Annotated in this window: 22 protein-coding genes; 11 read left to right on the top strand and 11 right to left on the bottom strand. The window is 41.3% G+C overall.

The features are described 5' to 3' along the window. Positions 1–2: 2 nt before the first annotated feature. Positions 3–644, top strand: a complete 642-nt coding sequence (locus L4C54_RS00620; RefSeq protein WP_428802068.1) for a sugar transferase — start codon at positions 3–5, stop codon at positions 642–644. A gap of 193 nt (positions 645–837) precedes the next feature. Then, positions 838–1,413, top strand: coding sequence for a nucleoside triphosphate pyrophosphohydrolase family protein (locus tag L4C54_RS00615; RefSeq protein WP_428802069.1), 576 nt, complete (start codon positions 838–840; stop codon positions 1,411–1,413). A gap of 108 nt (positions 1,414–1,521) precedes the next feature. On the opposite strand, the gene btuD is transcribed toward L4C54_RS00615, so the two are convergent. From btuD to cobT, 8 genes are all read right to left on the bottom strand, one after another. Next, complete coding sequence (btuD, locus tag L4C54_RS00610; RefSeq protein ID WP_428806674.1) at positions 1,522–2,277, bottom strand: vitamin B12 ABC transporter ATP-binding protein BtuD; 756 nt, start codon at positions 2,275–2,277, stop codon at positions 1,522–1,524. Then, positions 2,264–3,259, bottom strand: a complete 996-nt coding sequence (btuC, locus tag L4C54_RS00605) for a vitamin B12 ABC transporter permease BtuC (RefSeq protein WP_428806673.1) — start codon at positions 3,257–3,259, stop codon at positions 2,264–2,266. The genes btuD and btuC overlap by 14 nt, the downstream gene beginning before the upstream one ends. Before the next feature lie 135 nt (positions 3,260–3,394). Next, entirely contained in the window at positions 3,395–4,423 is a 1,029-nt protein-coding gene (locus L4C54_RS00600) for a succinylglutamate desuccinylase (protein ID WP_428806672.1), read from the bottom strand. 320 nt (positions 4,424–4,743) lie between these two features. Further along, positions 4,744–6,546 (bottom strand): M3 family oligoendopeptidase, encoded by a 1,803-nt coding sequence (locus L4C54_RS00595; RefSeq protein WP_428806671.1) that lies wholly within the window; start codon positions 6,544–6,546, stop codon positions 4,744–4,746. 71 nt (positions 6,547–6,617) lie between these two features. After that, positions 6,618–7,232 carry an alpha-ribazole phosphatase family protein gene (cobC, locus tag L4C54_RS00590; protein WP_428806670.1) on the bottom strand — a complete coding sequence of 205 codons (615 nt, stop codon included), beginning with the start codon at positions 7,230–7,232 and terminating at the stop codon, positions 6,618–6,620. A gap of 9 nt (positions 7,233–7,241) precedes the next feature. Next, positions 7,242–7,793, bottom strand: a complete 552-nt coding sequence (gene cobU / locus L4C54_RS00585; protein WP_428806669.1) for a bifunctional adenosylcobinamide kinase/adenosylcobinamide-phosphate guanylyltransferase — start codon at positions 7,791–7,793, stop codon at positions 7,242–7,244. Then, positions 7,790–8,644, bottom strand: coding sequence for an adenosylcobinamide-GDP ribazoletransferase (locus L4C54_RS00580; protein WP_428806668.1), 855 nt, complete (start codon positions 8,642–8,644; stop codon positions 7,790–7,792). The genes cobU and L4C54_RS00580 overlap by 4 nt, the downstream gene beginning before the upstream one ends. Further along, the gene (gene cobT, locus L4C54_RS00575) at positions 8,644–9,672 is read right to left on the bottom strand and encodes a nicotinate-nucleotide--dimethylbenzimidazole phosphoribosyltransferase (protein WP_428806667.1); all 1,029 of its coding nucleotides are present in this window, start codon (positions 9,670–9,672) and stop codon (positions 8,644–8,646) included. Before cobT ends, L4C54_RS00580 begins: the two co-directional genes overlap by 1 nt. A gap of 704 nt (positions 9,673–10,376) precedes the next feature. Here cobT and L4C54_RS00570 point away from each other — a divergent pair. Continuing rightward, positions 10,377–11,069, top strand: a complete 693-nt coding sequence (locus L4C54_RS00570; RefSeq protein WP_428806666.1) for an NAD(P)H-binding protein — start codon at positions 10,377–10,379, stop codon at positions 11,067–11,069. Between the two features lie 53 nt (positions 11,070–11,122). Here the strand turns inward: L4C54_RS00570 and L4C54_RS00565 are convergent, their stop codons facing one another. Continuing rightward, positions 11,123–11,431, bottom strand: a complete 309-nt coding sequence (locus tag L4C54_RS00565) for a TfoX/Sxy family protein (protein WP_428806665.1) — start codon at positions 11,429–11,431, stop codon at positions 11,123–11,125. Positions 11,432–11,605: 174 nt separating this feature from the next. Here L4C54_RS00565 and L4C54_RS00560 point away from each other — a divergent pair, with 174 nt between their 5' ends. From L4C54_RS00560 to L4C54_RS00545, 4 genes are all read left to right on the top strand, one after another. Beyond that, entirely contained in the window at positions 11,606–12,328 is a 723-nt protein-coding gene (locus L4C54_RS00560; protein ID WP_428806664.1) for a hypothetical protein, read from the top strand. 188 nt (positions 12,329–12,516) lie between these two features. Next, the gene (gene trxC / locus L4C54_RS00555; protein ID WP_428806663.1) at positions 12,517–12,951 is read left to right on the top strand and encodes a thioredoxin TrxC; all 435 of its coding nucleotides are present in this window, start codon (positions 12,517–12,519) and stop codon (positions 12,949–12,951) included. 209 nt (positions 12,952–13,160) lie between these two features. After that, positions 13,161–14,321, top strand: coding sequence for an MFS transporter (locus L4C54_RS00550; protein ID WP_428806662.1), 1,161 nt, complete (start codon positions 13,161–13,163; stop codon positions 14,319–14,321). A gap of 168 nt (positions 14,322–14,489) precedes the next feature. After that, positions 14,490–15,284: a carbohydrate deacetylase gene (locus L4C54_RS00545; RefSeq protein WP_428806661.1), complete on the top strand. Its 795-nt coding sequence runs from the start codon at positions 14,490–14,492 to the stop codon at positions 15,282–15,284. Positions 15,285–15,438: 154 nt separating this feature from the next. Here L4C54_RS00545 and L4C54_RS00540 read toward each other — a convergent pair whose 3' ends face one another. Further along, the gene (locus L4C54_RS00540; RefSeq protein WP_428806660.1) at positions 15,439–16,320 is read right to left on the bottom strand and encodes a LysR family transcriptional regulator; all 882 of its coding nucleotides are present in this window, start codon (positions 16,318–16,320) and stop codon (positions 15,439–15,441) included. Between the two features lie 296 nt (positions 16,321–16,616). On the opposite strand from L4C54_RS00540, the gene L4C54_RS00535 reads away from it, so the two are divergent. The 4 genes from L4C54_RS00535 (at position 16,617) to L4C54_RS00520 (ending at position 20,726) form a co-directional block, all read left to right on the top strand. Next, positions 16,617–17,156 (top strand): DUF3332 family protein, encoded by a 540-nt coding sequence (locus L4C54_RS00535; RefSeq protein WP_428806659.1) that lies wholly within the window; start codon positions 16,617–16,619, stop codon positions 17,154–17,156. Between the two features lie 375 nt (positions 17,157–17,531). Next, entirely contained in the window at positions 17,532–18,686 is a 1,155-nt protein-coding gene (locus L4C54_RS00530) for a BamA/TamA family outer membrane protein (RefSeq protein ID WP_428806658.1), read from the top strand. 218 nt (positions 18,687–18,904) lie between these two features. Then, positions 18,905–19,795: an SMP-30/gluconolactonase/LRE family protein gene (locus tag L4C54_RS00525; protein WP_428806657.1), complete on the top strand. Its 891-nt coding sequence runs from the start codon at positions 18,905–18,907 to the stop codon at positions 19,793–19,795. Between the two features lie 136 nt (positions 19,796–19,931). Continuing rightward, positions 19,932–20,726, top strand: a complete 795-nt coding sequence (locus tag L4C54_RS00520) for an IclR family transcriptional regulator (protein ID WP_428806656.1) — start codon at positions 19,932–19,934, stop codon at positions 20,724–20,726. A gap of 10 nt (positions 20,727–20,736) precedes the next feature. Here the strand turns inward: L4C54_RS00520 and L4C54_RS00515 are convergent, their stop codons facing one another. Continuing rightward, positions 20,737–21,528, bottom strand: coding sequence for an IclR family transcriptional regulator (locus L4C54_RS00515; protein WP_428806655.1), 792 nt, complete (start codon positions 21,526–21,528; stop codon positions 20,737–20,739). Positions 21,529–21,627: the final 99 nt, after the last annotated feature.

The raw sequence follows: 21,627 nt of genomic DNA, 5'->3' as shown, positions 1-21,627 counted from the left end.
TTATGACTACTAACAAATCAACCCGTATTTCAATTTGGTGCGCAAAACGAATCTTTGACTTAACAGGTGCAATTGTCGGTCTATTACTACTTAGTCCTGTGATGCCATTCATTGCTCTAGCAATCAAAGTTACATCACCTGGCCCTGTATTTTACAAACAGTTACGAGTGGGTAAATCAACACCGAGCCATATGGAATTCTTCGAAATCTACAAGTTTAGAACCATGTACCAAGACGCTGAAACACGCTCAGGAGCAGTATGGGCAACTGAAGGTGACCCACGTATAACGCCGGTTGGTCGCTTTCTAAGAAAAACGCGTTTAGATGAGATTCCACAATTGATTAATGTTGTTCTTGGTGAAATGTCATTGATTGGCCCTCGCCCTGAACGTCCAAGCTTTTATAATAAACTTGAAACAGCAATCCCATACTTTGCCGACCGTACTTATGGTGTAATGCCTGGAATTACTGGCCTTGCTCAAGTAAACCAAGGTTATGACACATGTATTGATGATGTTCGTCGTAAAGTCGGCTTTGACCATAGCTATGCACTTTCATTGAGTTCTTTACGCAATTGGCTAATGATGGATTTGAGTATCATTTCTAAAACGATCATTGTGATGGTTGATGGACGTGGCCGATAATAAGAACTAAACATTCTAACGCAGAGGGAGTTACTTTATAGTAGCTCCCTTTTTTGTACCTATGACAACGTATAAAGCCCTTTCTACTAATCCTATTCTCATAACAAATGTAGCAACAAGTAGATAGAAGCAAGTCCTACGCTTTGCTATCATAGCCGGAATTATTTACGCACATTTATAACGGACTTTGTTCATGCTTTTATCTCAATTGACTCAACCTATTTTTGATCATCTTTATCGTGATATCTCAGAATTCCGTAGTACATTCGATCTTCCTGTTGCTGATGTAGCGAGCTTAAATGAAAAAGCAGATACTCTTCATACATCTTTAATTATCGAAGAACTTACAGAGCTCGCTGAAGCCGATTGTAAAATGGAACAAGCTGATGCCATCGTCGATAGCGTCTACGTACTAATGGGGCGTTTAGTTCACTTAGGTCACAGTAAAGTTGAAGATAATGTAGCGATTAGTTACTTGATTGATCTTCTTCTTAATGTCTCGATTAATCGTGGCGTAGATTTCCTACCATGCTGGGACGAAGTGCACTCAAGCAATATGAGTAAAGTGTGTCGCAACGAGACAGAGTATGCTGAAACTGAAGCTTTCTACGCAGAGCAAGGTATTAAGCTAATGGCCGTTCAAAAAGGTGATTACATCATTGCTAAATGTGCAGAAGACTTTGTATCTGAAGCAAAAACAATTCGCCAAGGTAAAGTTTTAAAGTCTGTTTATTACCGTCCGGCTGATTTAGCACCTTTAACTAAGTAAGCATAATTCAATCATAAACATGATTTTTCAGTCAACTTAGTTAACAGTTCAAAAATGGCGAGCTAATTTAGCTCGCTATTTTTATTAAAGTTACTGTAATGATTTTCTCTAGTCAAAAATCAGGTAAGACTTATCTTCTATTGATACTTTTTTAACTGATGTTTGAAATACGGTAGATAATAGTTCTGGCTCTAGCACTAGATCAGCACTGCCTACCTTTTGCATAACACCATTATTAAGCAAAATGGCGCTGTCAGCATGACGCAGTGTCCGATTCAAATCGTGATTAGCCATAATGATACACAATCCACGCTTCGCGACTTCATCAATTAGTTGGTATAACAGTGATTCTTGCCCAATATCCAGTGGAGCAGCTGGTTCATCCAAAATGAGTAGTTTGGCGTGAGGATTAAGTGACGGCCATACTTGAAGACATATCGCGGCTAAACGCACCCGTTGCCATTCCCCCCCAGATAGATGATGAATTGAACGATGAAGCTTATCTTCAATATCAACCAACTTAGTCAGTTCAGTAATGGCCTTCTGCACGTTGTCGTCTTCAAAACTGCACAGTTTTGGAATGGATAATGCCAAATATTGAAACACTTCCAAATTAAACGCGGGTCTGGAACTTTGGCTTAGATAAGCTCGGTACTGAGCAAGTGTGTCTAGCGACGCAGAGCCAACATCTACTTCATTTAAACTAACCTCTCCGGTAAAAGGTAAGACTCCAGCTATAGCGGATAGCAACGTACTTTTTCCACTGCCGTTTGGTCCAATAATATGCAGTATCTCGCCAGCCTTACATTCAAATGATAGTGGCAATATTCGCGAATCAACACAAACTCCATTAATTTGAATCATGATTTTTCACCAGCATCCAGATAAATATAGGCGCACCTAACGTTGTGGTTACAACACCAAGTGGTAATTCAGCCGAATCGAGCGCTAAGCGAGCAATAAGATCGGCAACAACGACAAGTAATGCACCACTTAGTGCTGCAACGGGAATGAGATATTTATTTTCCGTACCAAACGCTAAACGAAGTAAATGCGGCACAACTAATCCTACAAAACCAATTACACCGCCAATAGCTACTGCACCACCAACCAGAATAGACACAGCAAAAATCAGTTTCCACCGTACTGAGTCAACATTAACACCAAGTTGTTTTGCATGTGCTTCACCCATCATTAATTTGTCGAGCACGTTGCCTTGTATGCAAAGCCAGAGCAGAACCGGTAAGATAACCAATGTAACTGTATGTTGATACCAACTGGTGCCACCAATACTACCCATTAGCCAATACATTAACTGACGTAAGCTAAGGTCATCGCTAAAATAAAATGCCCACGTAACTGCTGCACTGGCTAAAATCCCAAGCGCTACACCGACGAGTAACAGGCGTGCTGTGGTCAAGCGCATTGCCTTAGCCATGCTCACTAAAATTAAGGTGAAGACCATCGCCCCTGCAACCGCAGCGAGCATAAATACGTGCGCAGAAGCAGCGAGCGGGAAGAAAAATAGAACAATAACCATCGCGACGCTTGCACCGCCTGATATCCCGAGCACTCCGGGTTCAGCCAATACATTGCCTAATAGCACTTGGAGTACAGCCCCCGATACAGCAAGGGAGGCACCAATCGCCATGGCTGCGATCAGCCTAGGTAAACGTAATTGATATAAAAGTTGATACTCGAGGGAAGAGAGTGAACCAAATGGGGATATCGTCAACTCACCGATAATCAAGTAAATAGAACTACTGATACATAACAGAAGAGAGAGGATTAAAGAGTAACGCATCCAACGGCGATGCTTTTGTAATAGAAGTTGATTAAATTGCATGCTTTTACCAAACTCTAGCGCTTGATAACCTTTGAAAACAATAATGGCTTAACCTTAGCGTTAAGCCATTAAAATAGAAAGTAGTAACGTAACTTATTGGTAATAAGCTATTTCGAAACTTCAGGGACAAACTGATCAGTCGTAAATAGCCTGATCATGATCATAACGAATCTCGACTTTGCACACCATAAGCGCTGCTCTTTGACCAACAACAACATGACGATTTGGAAAAACAATCGCTTCATCTTCGTTTTTCGCCATCAATGGTTTTTCACCATCGTATCCAAATACTTCCCCATGCTTAAAGCTGGTAAAGTTTTCAACGTTGTCATCAAAAAGGAAGTTGAACTCTTCATGTAGTCTTACAATGGTGCGACTAACACGATACATGATGGCTTTCTTAGCAAGATGCTCAGGTTCGCTCGCTGCAATGAGATCGCGTAGTGATAGATCAAACGCGACGAGTTTCTCTAATTCGTTTTCACCAATCGGTGCGACTTGCCCTAGTTCAATCGTTAACGCTTGAGCTGAAAAGTTTTCAGCACTAAACCAACTGAACGTACTTGCTGGAGAATTAGAAAATATAACGGCTTCAATATGCGATTGCTCAACAAAGTCAAATAAAGCACGACTTCTCACTGGGTGACGAGTTTTAGGGCTCACAGCAAATGAGTAATGCTTTGATTCACGAATCGCACAGTGAAGATCAAGATGCCAACGTGTCTCTACTTGTGTATTTCGGTAAAAACCAGCCACTAACACTTTTAGACTGTCAGCAATGGTGACTTCTCGACTCGGCGCATGATCTTTTTCATCAAATAGACGATTCAAGTTCTCTTCGATAAAACGAGTGTGCTGATTTGTCGCCTCTGGATGCGCGATGATAAACAAGCAGCGTTCTGAAATAGCCTGAAAACCAGACAAGATATCAGTTACTATTTTATCGACGATTTCCATCGGTGACGTTTCGTCTCCATGAATACCGCACGAAACAATAACATTCTTGGTTTGCTCACTGTACTGAGCAGGCGTTACTTCGAGAACGCCTCGTTGATGCAGCTTAAAAATCACTCCAGATGGCGCGGTATATTCCGCAGCTTCTATTCCATGTTTTAGATCTAAGCTGTCTAAAAGAAATGATTGGCGAAAGAGATTTTTCGTCATGTGTTACTCCTTTATTTCACAGCGGTATGGTAATGAATTGGACAGGCAAAATATGTTGATACGATCCCACTTATTAACAGAAATCTGATTATAAATCGCAAAAATGGCAATGCATTGAAGACCTGTATGTTTTATGCACAAAACATACTCATTCAAAACACTGCCGTTAGTCGAAATAACAATAACTTAAGCATGGATACTATAAATTAACCACGATCATAAGTTGAGACGCTAATTTGAGTTTTTCTCTCTAATGCATCGCTCGCGGTTAACCTTTTATAAGAAAAGATTAACCGCTAAAAGCAAGACTCATCGTCATATTATTTATTACTGTCGAGTAGCCTCTCAAACTCATCTACCTTCTCTTTTACACGATCGATGCTCTGTTGCCAAAATTCGTCATCAGTCAGTTTCATTCCTAAATGTTTCTCGACAACCTCTTCCGCATTCATGCTGCCGGTATCACGAAGTAGTGCTATATAATCGGAATAGAAGCTCTCACCTTTACCTTCTCGCTGAGCATAAACACCTTTACTAAATAGATAACCGAACAGATATGGGTAATTATAAAAGCTCACCTCCGAAATGCTAAAGTGGAGCTTACTTGCCCAGAAGTAAGGGTCAGCTTCAGACATCGAATCTCCGTACCAATCTTGCCAATGCTCACTCATCAGTTCCGACAGTTGATTAGCTGAAAGCTCTCCATTTTTACGCTGCTCGTAGAATGCTTTTTCAAATTCAAAACGTACCGGTATATTAACCATCAATGCGTAACATGAGGACAGCTCTTCCCACAGCATTTCAAGTTTCTCGTTCGTGTTTTTAGCCTGACTCAGTAAGTAGTCTCGTACAATATTTTCTGCAAATATAGACGCTGTTTCTGCCAATGTCATCGGGTAACGGGTTTTGCACAGTGGCATGTCTTTCATCACCCAGTTATGGAATGCATGCCCTAGTTCATGTGCTAACGTAAGCAGGTCAGAACGACTTCCACCCCAGGTCATAAACACGAGCGGAGAGCGTGTAGCCGCCAATTTGGTGCAATACGCCCCTAAGCGACGCTGATCACTAGGCGCTGCATCAATCCAGCCATTTTCAACCATAACGTCAACAAACTCTGCCATTTCAGGGGCAACTTCAGCAAACGCCGAGCGAATTACCTCAATGGCCTCGTCAAACGAATAACCACTCTCTCCTTGAGAATCAGCAAGCTCAGGCATCGCAGCTTGATGGTTCCAAGGTTTCATTTCATCAAGCTGATGCACTCTTGCCATCAACTTACCCGCTTTTTGTCCTACATGGCGATTCGATTTAGCAACCGACATCATAGTATCCAGTGTCTTTTCAGAAATACGGCTGTCGTGAAGACTAGGCTCTAAAAAATGCACCTCTCGTTTTGTCGAGCGCTTCTCTATTTCAGTATGACGCCAGCCCGCTAAAGCATTTAGTACCGATGCGAAACTCTCTTTATGAACTTCCATCGCTTTTTGAATGGCTTTCCACGCGATAGGTTGCTTCTTAAAGTCATTACCATAAAGTAAGCTTGCCGCTTGAGAAAACCCCATCTGTTCGGTAGTTCCATCAGCGTATTCCAACTCAACCTGAAGCGTTCCTGTTAGGTTGTCGTACATTCGTCCCCATGCATCTTTCCCATCAACTTCAAACGCCGTTAAGATCTGTTCTTCAGCAACCGATAATTTGGTATCGGCTAGGCGACGTAAACAATCAAATTGAAAAGCTTGACCCGAAACATCACCACTATTATGTGCAAGCACCTGCTCTATGAAATCATTACCGGCATGAGTAATCGTATCGCTGTATGGTGCGAAAGACTGACTAAGCGTGGAGTTAAGTTTCGCAATGCGTCCCATCAACGCTTTTGCAGTGTCGTCTGATGAGTCAACGGAGGCGTGACAAGTAGCAAACGTATTGATCGTTGCCATTAATGTCCCAGCGGCTTCTGAGGTTTGAACCGCATTTTGCATGACCTGTACTTGGTCACGATTTCCAACATGAAGTTTTAAAGCATCAATACACTGCTCAATTAACTGAATATCTTGTTCAATTTTAAGGTCGCCTAAACCCTGATAAGCGATGGAAAGATCCCAACTTGGTGCGGTCATATATAAAATCCTTAACTGGCATTATTAGTAACAAGATCCATTCACTAGACCTAGTGTTAAAAGCAATTGATTTAAAAAAGTGGCTTCCCAATCACTTGAACGTGGGGCGCACTTTGATGCGATTTTAAAATCTTAATGTGAGTAATCGATTGATTAGCAATATTAAGTGTTGAATACCATGACGGATTTGACCAATCGACTTTAAGAACATGAGCTAATATCAGTCGAATCGTGCCTCCGTGGCCGATAATGAGTGTATCTTGGTTAAGATCCGAGACCACTTCCTCCCAAGCACCGCTAACTCGGCTGTAGCAGCCCTGCAGACTTTCAGCATTGGGTAGAGAATGATTGGCAGGATCTTTCCAAAATGAATCAAGCACGTTCCATTCAGGTTGAAGCTCATCAAAGGTTTTCCCATCGAAATCCCCAAAATTCATCTCTTGAAATTTAGGTTCAACAGAAAATTCGATTGATGTATCTCTGCTCGCTAGCCGCTCGGCGAGATCTCGGCATCGACTTAACGGAGAAGTGATAATCGTTTTAAAACCCAAGCGTTCAGCGGATAGTAATTCAGCAATGTTCGATTGAACCACATCGCTCACCTGAACATCAGTGATGCCATTAAGGGCATCAGGCCCTTCTGTTTTACCATGGCGTAATAGATAAATGTTATAGGTTGTGTCCACTCGCCACTCCTACTTCTGTGGTTTTAAGGTCAGTGCAATTCCTGCTGCGATAAAATCAACATGAGATGCAATGACTGCAATCTTTTGATTCATCCATCCTGCGTGATCCACAAACAAGCGGGAGACTTCACCAAGAGGGACAACACCAAGGCCAACTTCATTCGAGACCAATATTATAGTTGCATCCGTTTCATCTAATGAACTCAGCAGACAATCTATTTCATTTTGAATTTTCTGTTCTGTGACATTGTCACCTAGAAAGAAAATGATGTTATTCAACCAAAGGGTTAAACAATCAATCAGTACGACATCTTTAGAATTAAAGCCCGAGACAACCTTAGCAAGATATATCGGTACTTCATGTTCGTGCCATTGTTGGCCTCGCTTATTCTGATGATGCTTGATTCGCGTTTTCATTTCATCATCAAATGGCTGAGCTGTGGCGACGTAATGCAAACTCTGATCTTGACGCTTAGTATTCAGCAGTTGAAATTTAGCCAAGCCCTCAGCATGAGTCGATTTACCTGAACGCGCTCCACCTAACACAAGATGAATAGTCATAGCCAACCTCCGAATAGAACGCATTGATTATAAGCAAAGCCCACAAGGATAAGATACACCAGTAATTCACTAAGTTGTTGTGCTGCTCCTAGGCAATCGCCTGTAAACCCACCAATTCTACTCAGTAGCCAACGCTTAAACAGATAACGACTTACAATCAGCACAGAAAGTACAGTGATAAATACCGCAGGTGAAAAGATCAATGTTGTTACAACAGCGCATGCAATTAAAAAGCACAATTCTCCAGTCGTCTGCTTATTCGCTAACGGTTTACTCTTACTTGTATCGCTGTCACTCACGTATGGCATATCATAAATAAGAGACGCTGCGAATGACCGACTAACCGTATAAGCCATCAAAAACATGAGTAATACCACAGGTAAAGACGTCGTCTCCGCAGTTCCCCATAATTGATACTGTTTTTCTGAATAATTGATATTCGCCAAGTAACTTAACAGCGCAAATTTTCCAAGTAATGCCATGATTAGCGCGGACGCACCATAAGTACCAATTCGACTGTCTTTCATTATGGCTAAACGGCGTTCTAGCGTCATGCCACCACCAATACCATCGGCCATATCGGTTAGACCGTCTTCATGAAAAGCGCCCGTCAGCATTAAGCTGAAAACCATGGTAATAAATATTGCTATCTCATTTGGTAAAAAGAGAGTAAGTAACGAGTAAATGGCACCGCAGGTTAGGCCAAGTAACGCCCCCACGAGCGCAAAGTATCGACCTGAACGATTCATACGCTCATCACTGTAAGGCGTGTTCTTGGGGATCGGTATGCGTGAAAAAAAGCTCAGCGCAAGCCAAAACAGTTCAAGCTGATACTTTACTGTTTTCGACATTACACAGTCACTCCAGCGTCTTCAAAACTTGCCATATTATTGTAAAATTCAGCTGCCGCGCGAATAAGAGGCATCGCAAGCACCGCACCAGTCCCCTCGCCTAATCGTAATGAGAGATCAAGTAATGGTTCAGCCTTTAGCTCTTCCAGTAAGTATTGATGAGGCGCTTCTTTTGATTGGTGTGAAAATATCATATATTCACGACATTCTGCTTTGATAATAGATGCCACATACGCAGCGGCAGTCACGATAAACCCATCAACGATAACTGGTGTTTTTTGTTCGTAAGCACCAATAAACGCGCCAACCATCTGTACAATTTCAAAGCCACCTACTTCAGACAGCACCGATATAGGATCTAACGATGAGCATCGAGCGACACCTTGTGTAACCAGTTCAATTTTCTTTTCTAACTGTTCAGGGTTAATGCCCGTTCCCAGCCCAACGCACGAGCCGACATCTCTTTTTGAGAGAACAGCTAAGATAGCTGATGCACTACTCGTATTACCAATGCCCATTTCTCCAAACATAACAACGTTACTGCCTTGGGAGATAATATCTTTAATTAGGCTTTTTCCTAACTCTATGCCGTCCAAAACCGTTTCTTTACTCATTGCTGCTTGTTTAGATAAATTCTGAGTTCTATCTCCGAGACGCTGAACAATGAAATCCGTGCTGCTATGTTCAACGGGCAATAAGATACCTGTGTCCACGACTTTCATGGCGACATCATTAACACGACAAAAGCAGTTAATCGCAGCTCCGCCTTGAAGAAAGTTAAGGACCATTTGTTGAGTCACAGCGCTTGGCGCAATGCTCACACCCTCATCAGCAATGCCATGGTCACCGGCAAAAACAACGACTGTTGGTTTATTGATGGCGATATTCTTCACTGCGGCATCGTAACTTTGGCTTTGAATAAGAGCGAGCTGATAGGCGAGCCCTTCAAGTTGCCCAAGCGCACCAAGGGGTTTGGTTTTCTGGTCGATACGGTGTTGGATTTGTTGTGAAAAATCGCGATTTAACATGACAGATTAGGGTCTCATCTAAATGAGGACGATCAGAGAACCATTTAATTTGCATTCAATGCATTAGCAGGCCACACGTCCGTGTTGGGTTTAATACGTAGTTTAACTCGAAATCAAACACTTAACTATCGCGCAAAAATATTTAGTAAGCATTGTTACAGGCCCTACCTTTTCTCCTAGCGTCCATTTCAGTATACGAATCCATGAGAAAGATTTTAATATGACAATCAGATTGAATTGGATATTGATAAATTCATCATCTAACCTATAAAGACCGCCATAATAAGGCGGTATCGTCAGAAAATTCAGGCATGAAGGATGCATAAGATTACGATTCAACACGACTCAATTAAGTGTTACAGCGTAAGGAGTAAAGATGTTTGCTAATCAAAAATCACCTAGAAAAAATGATAAAAAGCAAAACTCGCATTCACGCACACAAACCAAAGGAAAGAAAAAAGTGCCATTATCATTAACTTAAATCTCATCAGCCTCAATTTACGAGGCTGATTTTCTATCTTAGTCATACCCTATAAAGCAATGGTAACAAAAATAAATGATTAAAAACTTTGGATATTTGGTCACAGATCAAGGCGCTACGTTTGTATATATTTCAAACTGCTTGCATTCATAGCCATAGAGCACGTCAGGCTAGAACGAAGTAAGTTAGATCAATAGAAAGTACAAATTTAGGAAACTATACAATGAGTATTTTGGGTGATAATTCGGTTGTTATTCTTGCTGGGGGCTCCGGCCTGGTAGGTACAGAAGTGCTAAAGCATCTTCTAGAGCAAGATCCAATCACACGTGTGTACGCACTAACTCGTCAAAAACTCCCCTTCTTTCACTCTAAGTTAGAACAAATTCAAGATAACGAGTTACGTATTCTTGAATGGCATAATGAAAACCCAACCCCTAAAATTGGCATTATCTGCCTTGGCACGACACTTCAACAAGCAGGCTCGAAAGAGAAACTAGAACAGGTCGATTATCAACTTGTCTGCGACGTTGCTCAGTCAATGAAAGTCGTCGGTGTTAAAAAGCTCGCCGTTGTATCAAGTATTGGCGCTTCTCCTTATTCGCTCTCTCATTACTTGAAGTGCAAAGGACGAATGGAAGAGACAATTCGTAGGATGGGGTTTGATAAACTAGTGTTTGCTCGCCCTGGTCCATTAACAGGCTTACGAGACGAGACTCGGAAAAACGAAGTCATTGTCGAATATGTATTAAAGTTTCTTACCCCTTTGATGATCGGTCCTCTTTCTAAATACATTCCTATCAAAGCTGAAAATGTAGCGAAAGCGATGCTGTATGAAGTGTTCGATCAGAGTAGCCATACACATAAAACGTTAAACAGTTCAGAAATGAAACGTTTGGTTAAACGTTATAACTACTAGTTGTAATGCCGGCATTAACACCCTGTGTGTTGGGTAAACGTTATTGGCTTACATTAATCAGCTATATTTAGTGGTTCACCTTCTGATTCAAACAGAGCTTCAAGTTCTTCATACCCCTCTAGCTGCATAATTAGCTCTGCCTTTTGCTTCTTGGCAATTTCCAACCAGTGCTTACCTTCTAGAGCGCCAACCATTGCGTAAAGTAGGTTCAAGCTTGGGTTAATATCACCCTGTTTCTTTACCTTAATAAATGCCCTGATCGCCCCTAGCTTTTTTAACAACATAACTGAATCTATACCTGCATTAACCAGCATTGCTTCAGACTTGGGGCCAAGCCCTTGTAGATCTCTTAACTTCTCCATGGTTCACCATAATTGCTAAACGGAACAATGTATCTGTCTTCAGTATAATTAACGTACATATTTTCATCAATCCATCACGTAATATGTTAGTCGCGTAACTAATTGTTACATAAGGACTAGAACAACAACCACATAAACGAATACAATATCTTTTTTATCAATACGGCCGTTAGAATGACGTTTATTCTTCCTGGAATTGTAAGTGCACTTGCCTTAGTTAGTTTGTATTTCTATACCCGAATATTAAAAAGATCAAATCGAGAAAAACAGATAGAAAAAGATCTTCAGCGCCTAAAACTATCTCTTAAGCGCTATGACGGGTTGTTACATCGCTCCTATCCTATTCCATCAAGTAAAACGCTAAATAGTAGCTTAACTAAGCGCTGTTTTTTCATTGCTGAAGCGATGGCCGATTTAAGACCCAGAGATACAAATATCATTGATCGCTTTAATGAAAGTAAAATTGCTGTAAAAGCACTTTCCTTACCTTACACCCCAGCTAGTAGTGCTTTTAAAGTTCCAAAAAGCTCTCAAGAATGCATCTCAATTCTTAAACGGATTAAAGCGCTAAAAGTAGCGATCAATAACGAACGGAAGATGGGAGTGCTTAATATCGAAGATTCCAATATTGAGATTGCTCGTTTAGACCAACTAAAACTTCAAGTTCATATTGAGAACTTAAAGTACCGTATTTCCCAAGAAAAACGAAACGGACGCCTCACCACCGCTAATGATCTCGTCAAGATGGGCCTAACTGCACTTTCTAACGAGAATTGTGATTACTCTATTGAACAAAAAGAACATTTTTTGTACTTACTAGAATCAGTCAAAATCGGCTTAAACGATGAAATGGCCCTATTGAAACAGCTAAAAACAGAAAAAGCAGAAGCAATTTAGGAGCTCATCAAGATCATAGTTTATGCCTATCATATTGATAGGTACAAACTGCCATTAGCCTGTTTATAATTGACTGTTATTTTCGTATCTTATTAAAAATACTTTAGAGCGTAATTGAATCTTCCTTTTGGTCTATTTTGAGACCACCCATTCACTATACGCCGCACTCAGATGGAACAGAGAACGCCATGACTACATTTAACACCCGCTGCCCTTCATGTAAGGGGCTCAACAGAATTCCTAATACTCGTATTTCAGAAAGCCCGAAATGTGGTAAGTGTCAATCTGCTCTATTGGATGGCGCACCAATCGAAGGCACTGTATCCAATATCAGCGCTCTACTGGAAAGTGACCAACCTGTCGTTATCGACTTTTGGGCCCCATGGTGTAACCCTTGCGTTGGTTTTTCCCCTGTGTTTGAACAGTCAGCAGAAGAGAGAAGCGAACAAATACGATACGTCAAAGTCGACACAGAAGCTCAACAAGAGCTAGCAGCTCAATATCAAATTCGCAGCATACCAACCATTATGATGTTCAAAGGTGGAAAACGTGTCGATATGATAAACGGAGCATTACCAAAAGGTCAGTTTGATCAATGGTTAAACCAAGCCATCACTAAGTAGTAACCTACAGTTTTTTTTCAATTTTTATGTATCTTTAACCTTCAATTAATCGCAAGTTAATTAGTGATTTTTTAGGTTCAACATACCGCTCCTAGCGATAAATATCTTTTGTCGTTAGGAGTAAAATAATTCGTTTTACCTCCATTCAAATTAAGCCCATATTCGCCCCCGAAAACGTTCCTAACTTTTTACTTTCGGAGGCTCATTCATTGGAAAAATCAACTACTTCTGCGCAAAACACTCGTATTTCAGTACCTGTCATTGCACTGTCCCTTTACTCCGTTGCATCAGGTTATTTGATGAGTTTGATTCCTCTTATGTTGCCTCACTACGGTTTAGACTCGGGGTTAGCGAGTTGGTTAGCCAGTATTTTTTATACCGGCCTACTCGCTGGTGCGATTGGAATTGAACCAATAGTTTCTCGATTAGGTCATCGTAATGCATTTGTTTTGTGTTTAGTTGTACTAATGGCGACTGTGATTATAATGCCTGCCCTCAATTATACGTCGGTTTGGCTTTTTGCTCGATTTACTGCGGGTGTCTCGGTCGCAGGTGTATTTGTCATTGTAGAATCTTGGCTCTTGCATGGCGATGAATCTAACCGTGCAAAAAGACTTGGCCTATATATGGGCGCGCTGTACGGAGGATCTTCTATCGGCCAGTTAGGGATTGGCACTATTGGCGTGACTGGTGGCGTACCATTTATCGCTATTTTAACCCTGATGCTAATTGCTATATTGGTTTTGATTTTTGGTGAGTCTGATCAACCAAAAAGTGAAGAGTCTGCACGACTATCTTTTAAGCAGATCGCCAAGCTCAATCATGCTGCCATTATAGGTTGTATTATTTCCGGGCTAACGCTTGGCGCAATTTACGGATTAATGCCATTAGAACTAAAACAACGTGGAATCAACAATAGCGATATTGGGGGGCTTATGGCCTTAATTATTCTTGGTGGTATGGCGGTGCAGCCGATGGTTCCTTTGTTCTCTAAGTTTTTGGGGAGAACGTTAATGATGGCAATGTTTTGTTTATTAGGTGTCGCAGCGGTTTCGATAACCGTGCTACTCAATGATATGGGGATATTTGCGGTCAGCCTATTTATTTTGGGTATGGCAATCTTTGCACTTTACCCTGTCGCTATTAACTTAGGTTGCGATGGATTGGACGCAAGCTACATCGTTTCAGCAACACAAGTTATGCTGTTTAGTTATAGTATTGGCTCAGTTTCAGGCCCAATTATCGCCAACAAGTTCATGTCTTCCCAAAATGGGCTAATGGATTACTTGTTTGCTTCGCTACTCGCAACGTGTATCTACATGCTATTTGCAAGTGTGAAAGGAAAACGCCAAATTATGGCTGGTGAATAAAAAGAATCAGAGCCGTAATTAATAGCTGTGCGTTTAACACGCATGGCTATTCTATCTCATAGCCAGAAAGTTAACCCTGTATTTATGCTTACAGTTAAGTCCTTTCGCCACTCTAGCATTCCCGATATAGTGCTACTGCGTTTAAAACACAGTAGATAGGTCAAACTCATGAGCAAAAAGTACCTTCTCATCACTAGTGATGACTTCGCCATTAGTCATAGTGTCAATCAGGGAATTCTACGTGGATTTCAACACGGCTTACTTCAAAGCAGCAATTTTATGGCTGCTGCGCCTTGGCTGCCAGAAGCTGTTCGTTTAACCAAGCAACATGATCTACCTATTGGCGTACATCTAACATTGACTTGTGAGTGGACTAACATGTCTTGTGGTCCAATTACCGGAGCTCAGTCACTATGTAATGAGCTTGGCTATTTCTATAGTAGCTATGAAGAACTGCTGACCACACTTAACATTGAAGACGTAAAAAATGAATATCGCGCACAGATAAAACGCGTGCTCAACAGTGGCGTTACCCCCACGCATGTCGAAACGCATATGCTTCCAGAGTTGCTCTTTAACGGTTCAACAGCATACCAACCCATCGCACAAGCAGTGGAAGAAGTCGCAAACGAGTTTGGGTTGATTTATACCTATGCGGTAGAGAATGATCGTTTAAAGTACTTCAATGACAGCTTTACAATGACCCATATGAGTTTCGAGCAAATCACCGAACGGCTCTCTAATTATCAGTCAGGTATCTATCACATCATCGGTCATTGTGCTCTTGATGATACAGAGCAGAATGCACTTTCTTTACCTGATGAATCGGTATATCGATGGGCCGCGAAATGCAGACAACAAGATCTGGATATCATTAGCTCAGAAACATTTAAAGCATTCATAGAAATGAATGACTTTGAGCTTATTGGAATCAAAGAGTTACTCGAATTACATAATTTGTAGTTTGGTTATATCAGTGATACCAGATGTATATTACTAACGCTCACTGATACAAACGCCTTTTTTTTCATAGAAAGGCGTTTTGATTGATCACTTTTTTACAAAAACTGCTTGGTACTTAGTCAACTCTAATATCAGATTAAGTCGCTTAACCACCTCAACATTGCTTAAATAGGCTACGTAGCCATTGGTTAGTAACATCATCATTTCGATTACTATGCCAGAATACACTGAGTGATGGCGCTGAATAATTGAAAGGTAACGCCAGAGCTTTAATTTTATCCTTATCGAAGAGCGTATTTGCTACCGTTTTAGGTACGGTGGCAATCCAGTCGGACCCATAAATCGTATCAGAAAAATCTCGAATTGAATTGAGCTTTCTTGCCACTATCCTCTTTGAAAATATAGGACTATGTATATCCGACAATTGATTAACACGATAATTATCATGTGTAAGCATGACATGCCTTTCTGAAATATAGCGCTCTAAACTCATCTCATTGTCTATTCTTGAGTGCTCTTTACTGCAAACTACACATAGCTCATCACTCCACATTATTTTGCTTAATAAGGTTGGATGTGCAGCACTGTGATCAACGACTAAATCAATCTTCTTCTCTCGAATATCAGCAAACATGTCCTCTTTTATGTTAACAACTTCAATAACGCAATTTGGCGCAGACTCTTGAATATTATCGAGTATTTTGGGTAACAATACACAATTTGAAATGTTTATTGCGGCGATTCTAAACGTATTGGTACATTCTTTAGGTTCAAATTGTTTTGTCGAAGGTAACGAGTGTGATACAAGCTTGAGTGCTTGTTTCAATACTGGGTATAGTTCATTTGCAAACGGCGTGGGCTCAAGGGTATAGGATTTCCGAACGAACAGTACATCACGGTATTCTTCACGTAATCGCTTTAGATTAGCACTTAGACTCGGTTGCGAAATATTCAACCTATCTGCGGCGTAGGTAAGATTCCCTTCTTCATAAATAGCGACAAAGTAGTATACGAGATTGAGGTTAAATCGTTTCATTCCAATTCTCTGGTGACAACATTCCATTAGGTGATAATGAATCGACAACCGTGTCTCACTATATGATCAACTATTAGTTCAAATTTTTAGTTAGCGCTATGACATAGTACTGTTAAAACTTCCTTCTAGTATTCAAGCTAGCTCAATGCTTTAAACGGCATTAACCTCCTAAGTCATTAATATAGTGGGATATAGGTTTATCTTATATCTAATATAGGCAAAGCCCTATATTAGAGTCTGTTCGTGTTTGTCATAATCCGCGCCCCCAAAAAATACACGTAAAGAAGTAGAGAAAGATGAACCGATTTGTAAAACCGATGATAATATCAGCTAGCCTTGTAACTTTATTTGGTTGCGTAGGTAGTAATGCCGTAACAGGCAAGCTAATGGAATTTAACGTAAAAGCGGTTGATAACAGATACGCTCGTGGCGGCTTAAATATGTTGCTCGCGCCAGCATACGGCATCACTGTCGCTGCTGATTACATTGTATTTAACTCACTGGAGTTTTGGACGGGTAAAAACCCTATTAACAAAAAGCCTCATATCTTTGATTCTAAAGTTGGCACCTATATTGAAATCAATGACCAACTTGATAAAAGCTTAACAGAGGCACCACTTGACCCGTTAGCTAAGCGTGTTATCGGCCACGGTGAAATGAAAGTAATCGATGAAAATCAGATTGCGATTGAATTGACCTACGACGATGGCTCTCGTGCCACTTTAACAGGCGAGCGCTTTGGTGATGAAGTTCACTACTCTCTTAATAATCAAGTTATTGCAGAAACAAGCTTAAAAGAGATGCAAGTATATCTAGAGTCCATTGAGAACTCTTAATCAAATCAATAGACCCAAAATCAGTGCTAACAACAGTCAGTGCTTGATATCCAAAGGCTTATAAATAAAGAAGATTAGCCCTAAAGCTAACCTTCTTATTTCTTAATCTATACCGCAGGTCTACTCTTGCTCTGACACTTCTTCAATGTCGCAGTCTGTACAGCTTTGAATACCTCTTCTCCGGTATTAAGATAGGACTCGTGATATTTAGGGAAAACAGGCACGGTGTCTAATCATCGCTTGAAAATTCATGTCTATTGTTGAGTGATATTGAGGCCAAACTCGCTTCACGTCATTAACAAACTCCCCTAGAGAGCAATCTTAACCAAAGAAATTAGGTATAATTAAATGAATCGACACTTTTAAGGTATTAAAATGACTCACTTATTGCGAGTTGCAGCACTCACCTGTTGTCTTTCTAGCCCAGCTTTTGCCGTCAAACCCCTCTTCGAAACGACACCTTCTGAGACGACAAAAAAACTGGATGATATTTTAGCTATATTCGGTGCGGAAGAAGAGTACGATCCGAACAAGGGCATTGACTCTAGCTACATTCCCGCTTTGTTCTATACGCCTGAGCAAGGCTTTGGTGTTGGTCTGTTGTACGTTGGTCTTTATGGCGACACTCATGGTGGAACCACCCAACCTTCTTCAATGGTGATCAACCCTTATATTTCCACTAACGGTTCTAAAGGGATCACGTTCGAGAACCGACATTTCTTTTCCGGCGATCATCATCGCTTTTACCTCGATTTAGAACTGTTTGATGATGCGGGTGTGTACTATGGTGTTGGGCACGACGCAGGCAGTGTGAACGATAACAAAATCAATTACTCAGAAAAGGTGGCGTTGATCGAGCCAACTCTACTCACGAAAGTCGCGGATGATTTCTACCTTGGCCTAGGGGCGAACATCACTTACGCCAAAGCCAGTGATTTTGAATTAGATGACGGCCAAGGTTCGTTAGATAAATCGGCTGATTTGGAAGAAAACACGAGCTACGGTGCTAAAGTGAGCGCGGTTTATGATTCTCGAGACAACGTATTAAACGCCTCTGAAGGTTTATTGGTCGACATGACCGCCGGTTATTTTCACTCATCTCTTACCAACGATTGGTTTGGGAAATACAACTTTGAATTGGCAAACTACATCACTTTGGGCGAGTTTCCCGGGCTCATTGCCTGGCAAGTTCAAGGCGATTTCACCAGCGGTGATGTACCTTGGAATCGTTTGCCAGACATAGGAGGTGCTAATGGATTACGTGGGCACGTTGAAGGCCGCTACCGAGACAACCATATGGCGATGGGGCAAGTGGAATATCGCTTACCTATTTTCTGGCGAGTCGGGGCCGTATTTTGGGGAGGCGTAGGATCCGTTGCACCCGAGATAAATGAACTAAATGAAGATTTACTTACTTCTGTTGGGGCTGGATTGCGTTTCAAAATCAAAGACAAAGTTAACATAAGAGCTGACATTGGATTTGGTAACGATGAAACTGCATTCTACTTCCATGTTAACGAAGTATTCTGATACCTAACCTGTGAATATACAGTATGTATTGACGCCCCCCTATAGAAGCATCATGCGTAAGAATTCGTACAGAAGATAATCTAAGACAAGATATTGACGATAGAGCCGTAATCTTAAGATCCTCACATAATTAACATCTTACCCCCCACTAATTAATTTATTCACTATAATGATACGAATGATATCATTATAGTGAACCCAAAGGGAGAGGCGAGAATATGCGGGTAGCGAACAACATTTCTAACACAATTGGCGAATCTCCAATTTGGAACGTTCATACTCAGAGCTTAGTGTGGGTAGATGCAGCCGGAAGCGATATACACGAGTATTTCCCACTCAATGGCACAATAAAATCTTATGAGGTGCCTTTTGAAATCACGGCCATTGTCCCCTGTGATAATCAGCATTGGGTATGCGCCAGCAAACAAGGGTTATTTCTGGCCTCTCCGGAACTGGACAATTTTACCCTTATCACTGACCCTTTTGCTCAATTTCCACATCTTCATTGTAATGACGCTGTGGCGTCGCCCAACGGACAGCTATGGCTTGGTTCGATGAATTGCCAAGATCTCGAGTCTCCTGATGGAAAGCTTTTCCAGTTTAACCAAAAGCAAGTTCAGACTATGGACGCAGAGTTTAGCGTGGCTAACGGCATCTGTTTTAATCATCACCTTAAACGAGCCTACTGTTCAAACATGTTTCAAAAAGTCGTCTTTGAGTATCAACTGAATGACGATATGACGGAGATTATCGATAAAACCATTTTCGTTAAGTTTGATGATTTAGAGGGGCTTCCTGACGGGTTGTGTAGTGACCGTTATGGCAACATTTATATTTGTCACTGGGACAATGGAAAAGTCAGCTATTACATGCCTTCGCCCAATCGTATTGGTAATCCGAATAAGCTTGGTGAAGTTAAACTTCCTGTAAAGCACGCAACGCGCTGTACGTTTGGTGGTGAATATTTGGATACCTTATTTGTTACCACAGCAAATTATGAACTAACCCCTACTGAAAAAGAGCTTTACCCTCACTCTGGGCAGTTATTCATACTTAATGCACCTACGAAAGGTAAAGTTGAGCCAACAATAAACTCAGCGCTGCTCTAATCTTATTCTTTGTCCAATATGAATATAACGTTCATGCTTTGGCTAACTGGTTGAAAATGCGTAGGGAGTCTGGGAAGATACCAACTTAGGCCTTGCTCTTAGGTCAACCCGCAGACCCGTTTAAAAGGAATCTATCGTGTCGGAAAAAGTGGTGTCAGAGAAAGTTAACTCAGTGGATCGTTTGGTCAACGTTATCGAAAGAATTGGATCATCAAAGAGTCCAGTCCCCGCTTCCGATATCATTTTTGAGTCAGGGATACCTAAGCCAACCTGCCATCGATTACTGCAGTTGTTAGAAGAGACAAACTACATTCAGCAAGATGAGCGTGGACATTTTTATCCTAGCTCACAAATGCTATCTATCGCGTTGGATGTTAAATGGACCAATCAGCACAAGCTGCAACGCCAAGCCATTCTGCATGGTTTGTCTCGTAAACTTGAAGAGACATGTGGTTTAGCGCTCGCCAATGACGACCCAACACCGCACATGGTTTATTACGACCGAATTCAAACTAACTGGCCACTACAAATAGTCATTCCAGTCGGTTTTCCTACTCCATTATGGGCCTCAGCGAGTGGGAAGCTGTTTTTAAGTACACTGACCCCCTCACAGCTTCGTAAAGTCTTAAGCAAAATTGAATTAACACAATGCGCTAAAAACACGATTACCGACTTACAGGTGTTAAAGGGTGAACTCAGCTTGATTAAGCGTCGTGGTTATAGTGTTGATGATGAAGAGTTTATCGATGGAATGGTTGCGATAGCGCTGCCCCTCTACGACCAGCATGGGAACTTTATGGCAGCAACATTTTGTCACTGCCCTAAAAGCCGTAAGAGTGTCAATGATCTTGAGAATTACTTGCCTATTCTTCGTTCTGCGCAGCAAAGCCTAGAGGCCGTTTATCGAGATATGAAAGATCAGTTTAATTAGACTAACAAAATTATAGCGTCTTATGGACAAGCTCTTTAACGGTAAAGTCGAGAATCTCTTTTGCAGCTAGCTGCATTTCAGGTAAGTACGTTTTTAACTGCCCTAAAGAGGTTCTAAAACTTGGGGCGTGACAAAACAGATAACCAAAGCTAAGTTCATCAGACCCGATGGGTACAGAAATGGCAGCCATGCCATCAACAAACTCTTCATTATCTTCCCCAAAGCCTTGCTCTCGAATACGTATCAACTCTTCTAGAAATACAGCTTCATTGGTAATGGTTTTCGGCGTGTATTCGGTTAGCCCCATATTCTGAACCACATTCTTTCTGATCTCTTCATCCAACATAGAAAGGTAAAGCTTACCGGATGCTGATGCTGCAATAGGAACGGGACTCCCCTCTGCCAAATTAATCTGCAGAGGCCAGTTACAATTCACTCGTTCAAAATAGATCATTTCAATACCATTTGGCACTGATACTCCACAGGTTTCTCCAATATGGTCAGATAAACGCTGCAATACGGAGGCTCGCTGATCAGAGAAGCGCTGATTTTTTAAAATATCATGGGATAGGTTTTGCAGTTTCTGCCCTGCTATCACTCGGCCCACAATATTTTCCTGTAAATGCCCTAGAGACATTAGATGTGTAATCAGCTTGTTTGCAGAAGCCATTGGCATATTCAACTGACTGGCAATCGACTCTCTATCTATATGCCCTCGGCTACTTGCCACCAAAGACAGCACTTGCAGTACTCTATCTAGGGTTGAACCTTTCGTTGGGGTAGTCGAGTTAGGTGTTGACATAAAGCTGAGCTCTTCCTTGAAATGGGATTCGATGTGCTTCCTATAGCGTATTGTTTTTGTGACCTAAGCGCAACAGTGGCATGGCCTACGTGCATAAGA

It is taken from the genome of Vibrio lamellibrachiae, assembly GCF_050337265.1.
GTDB classification, from domain to species: Bacteria; Pseudomonadota; Gammaproteobacteria; order Enterobacterales; family Vibrionaceae; genus Vibrio; species Vibrio kyushuensis.
Note: the sequence above shows the minus strand (reverse complement) of the source record. Positions and strands in the feature narration are given on the sequence as shown.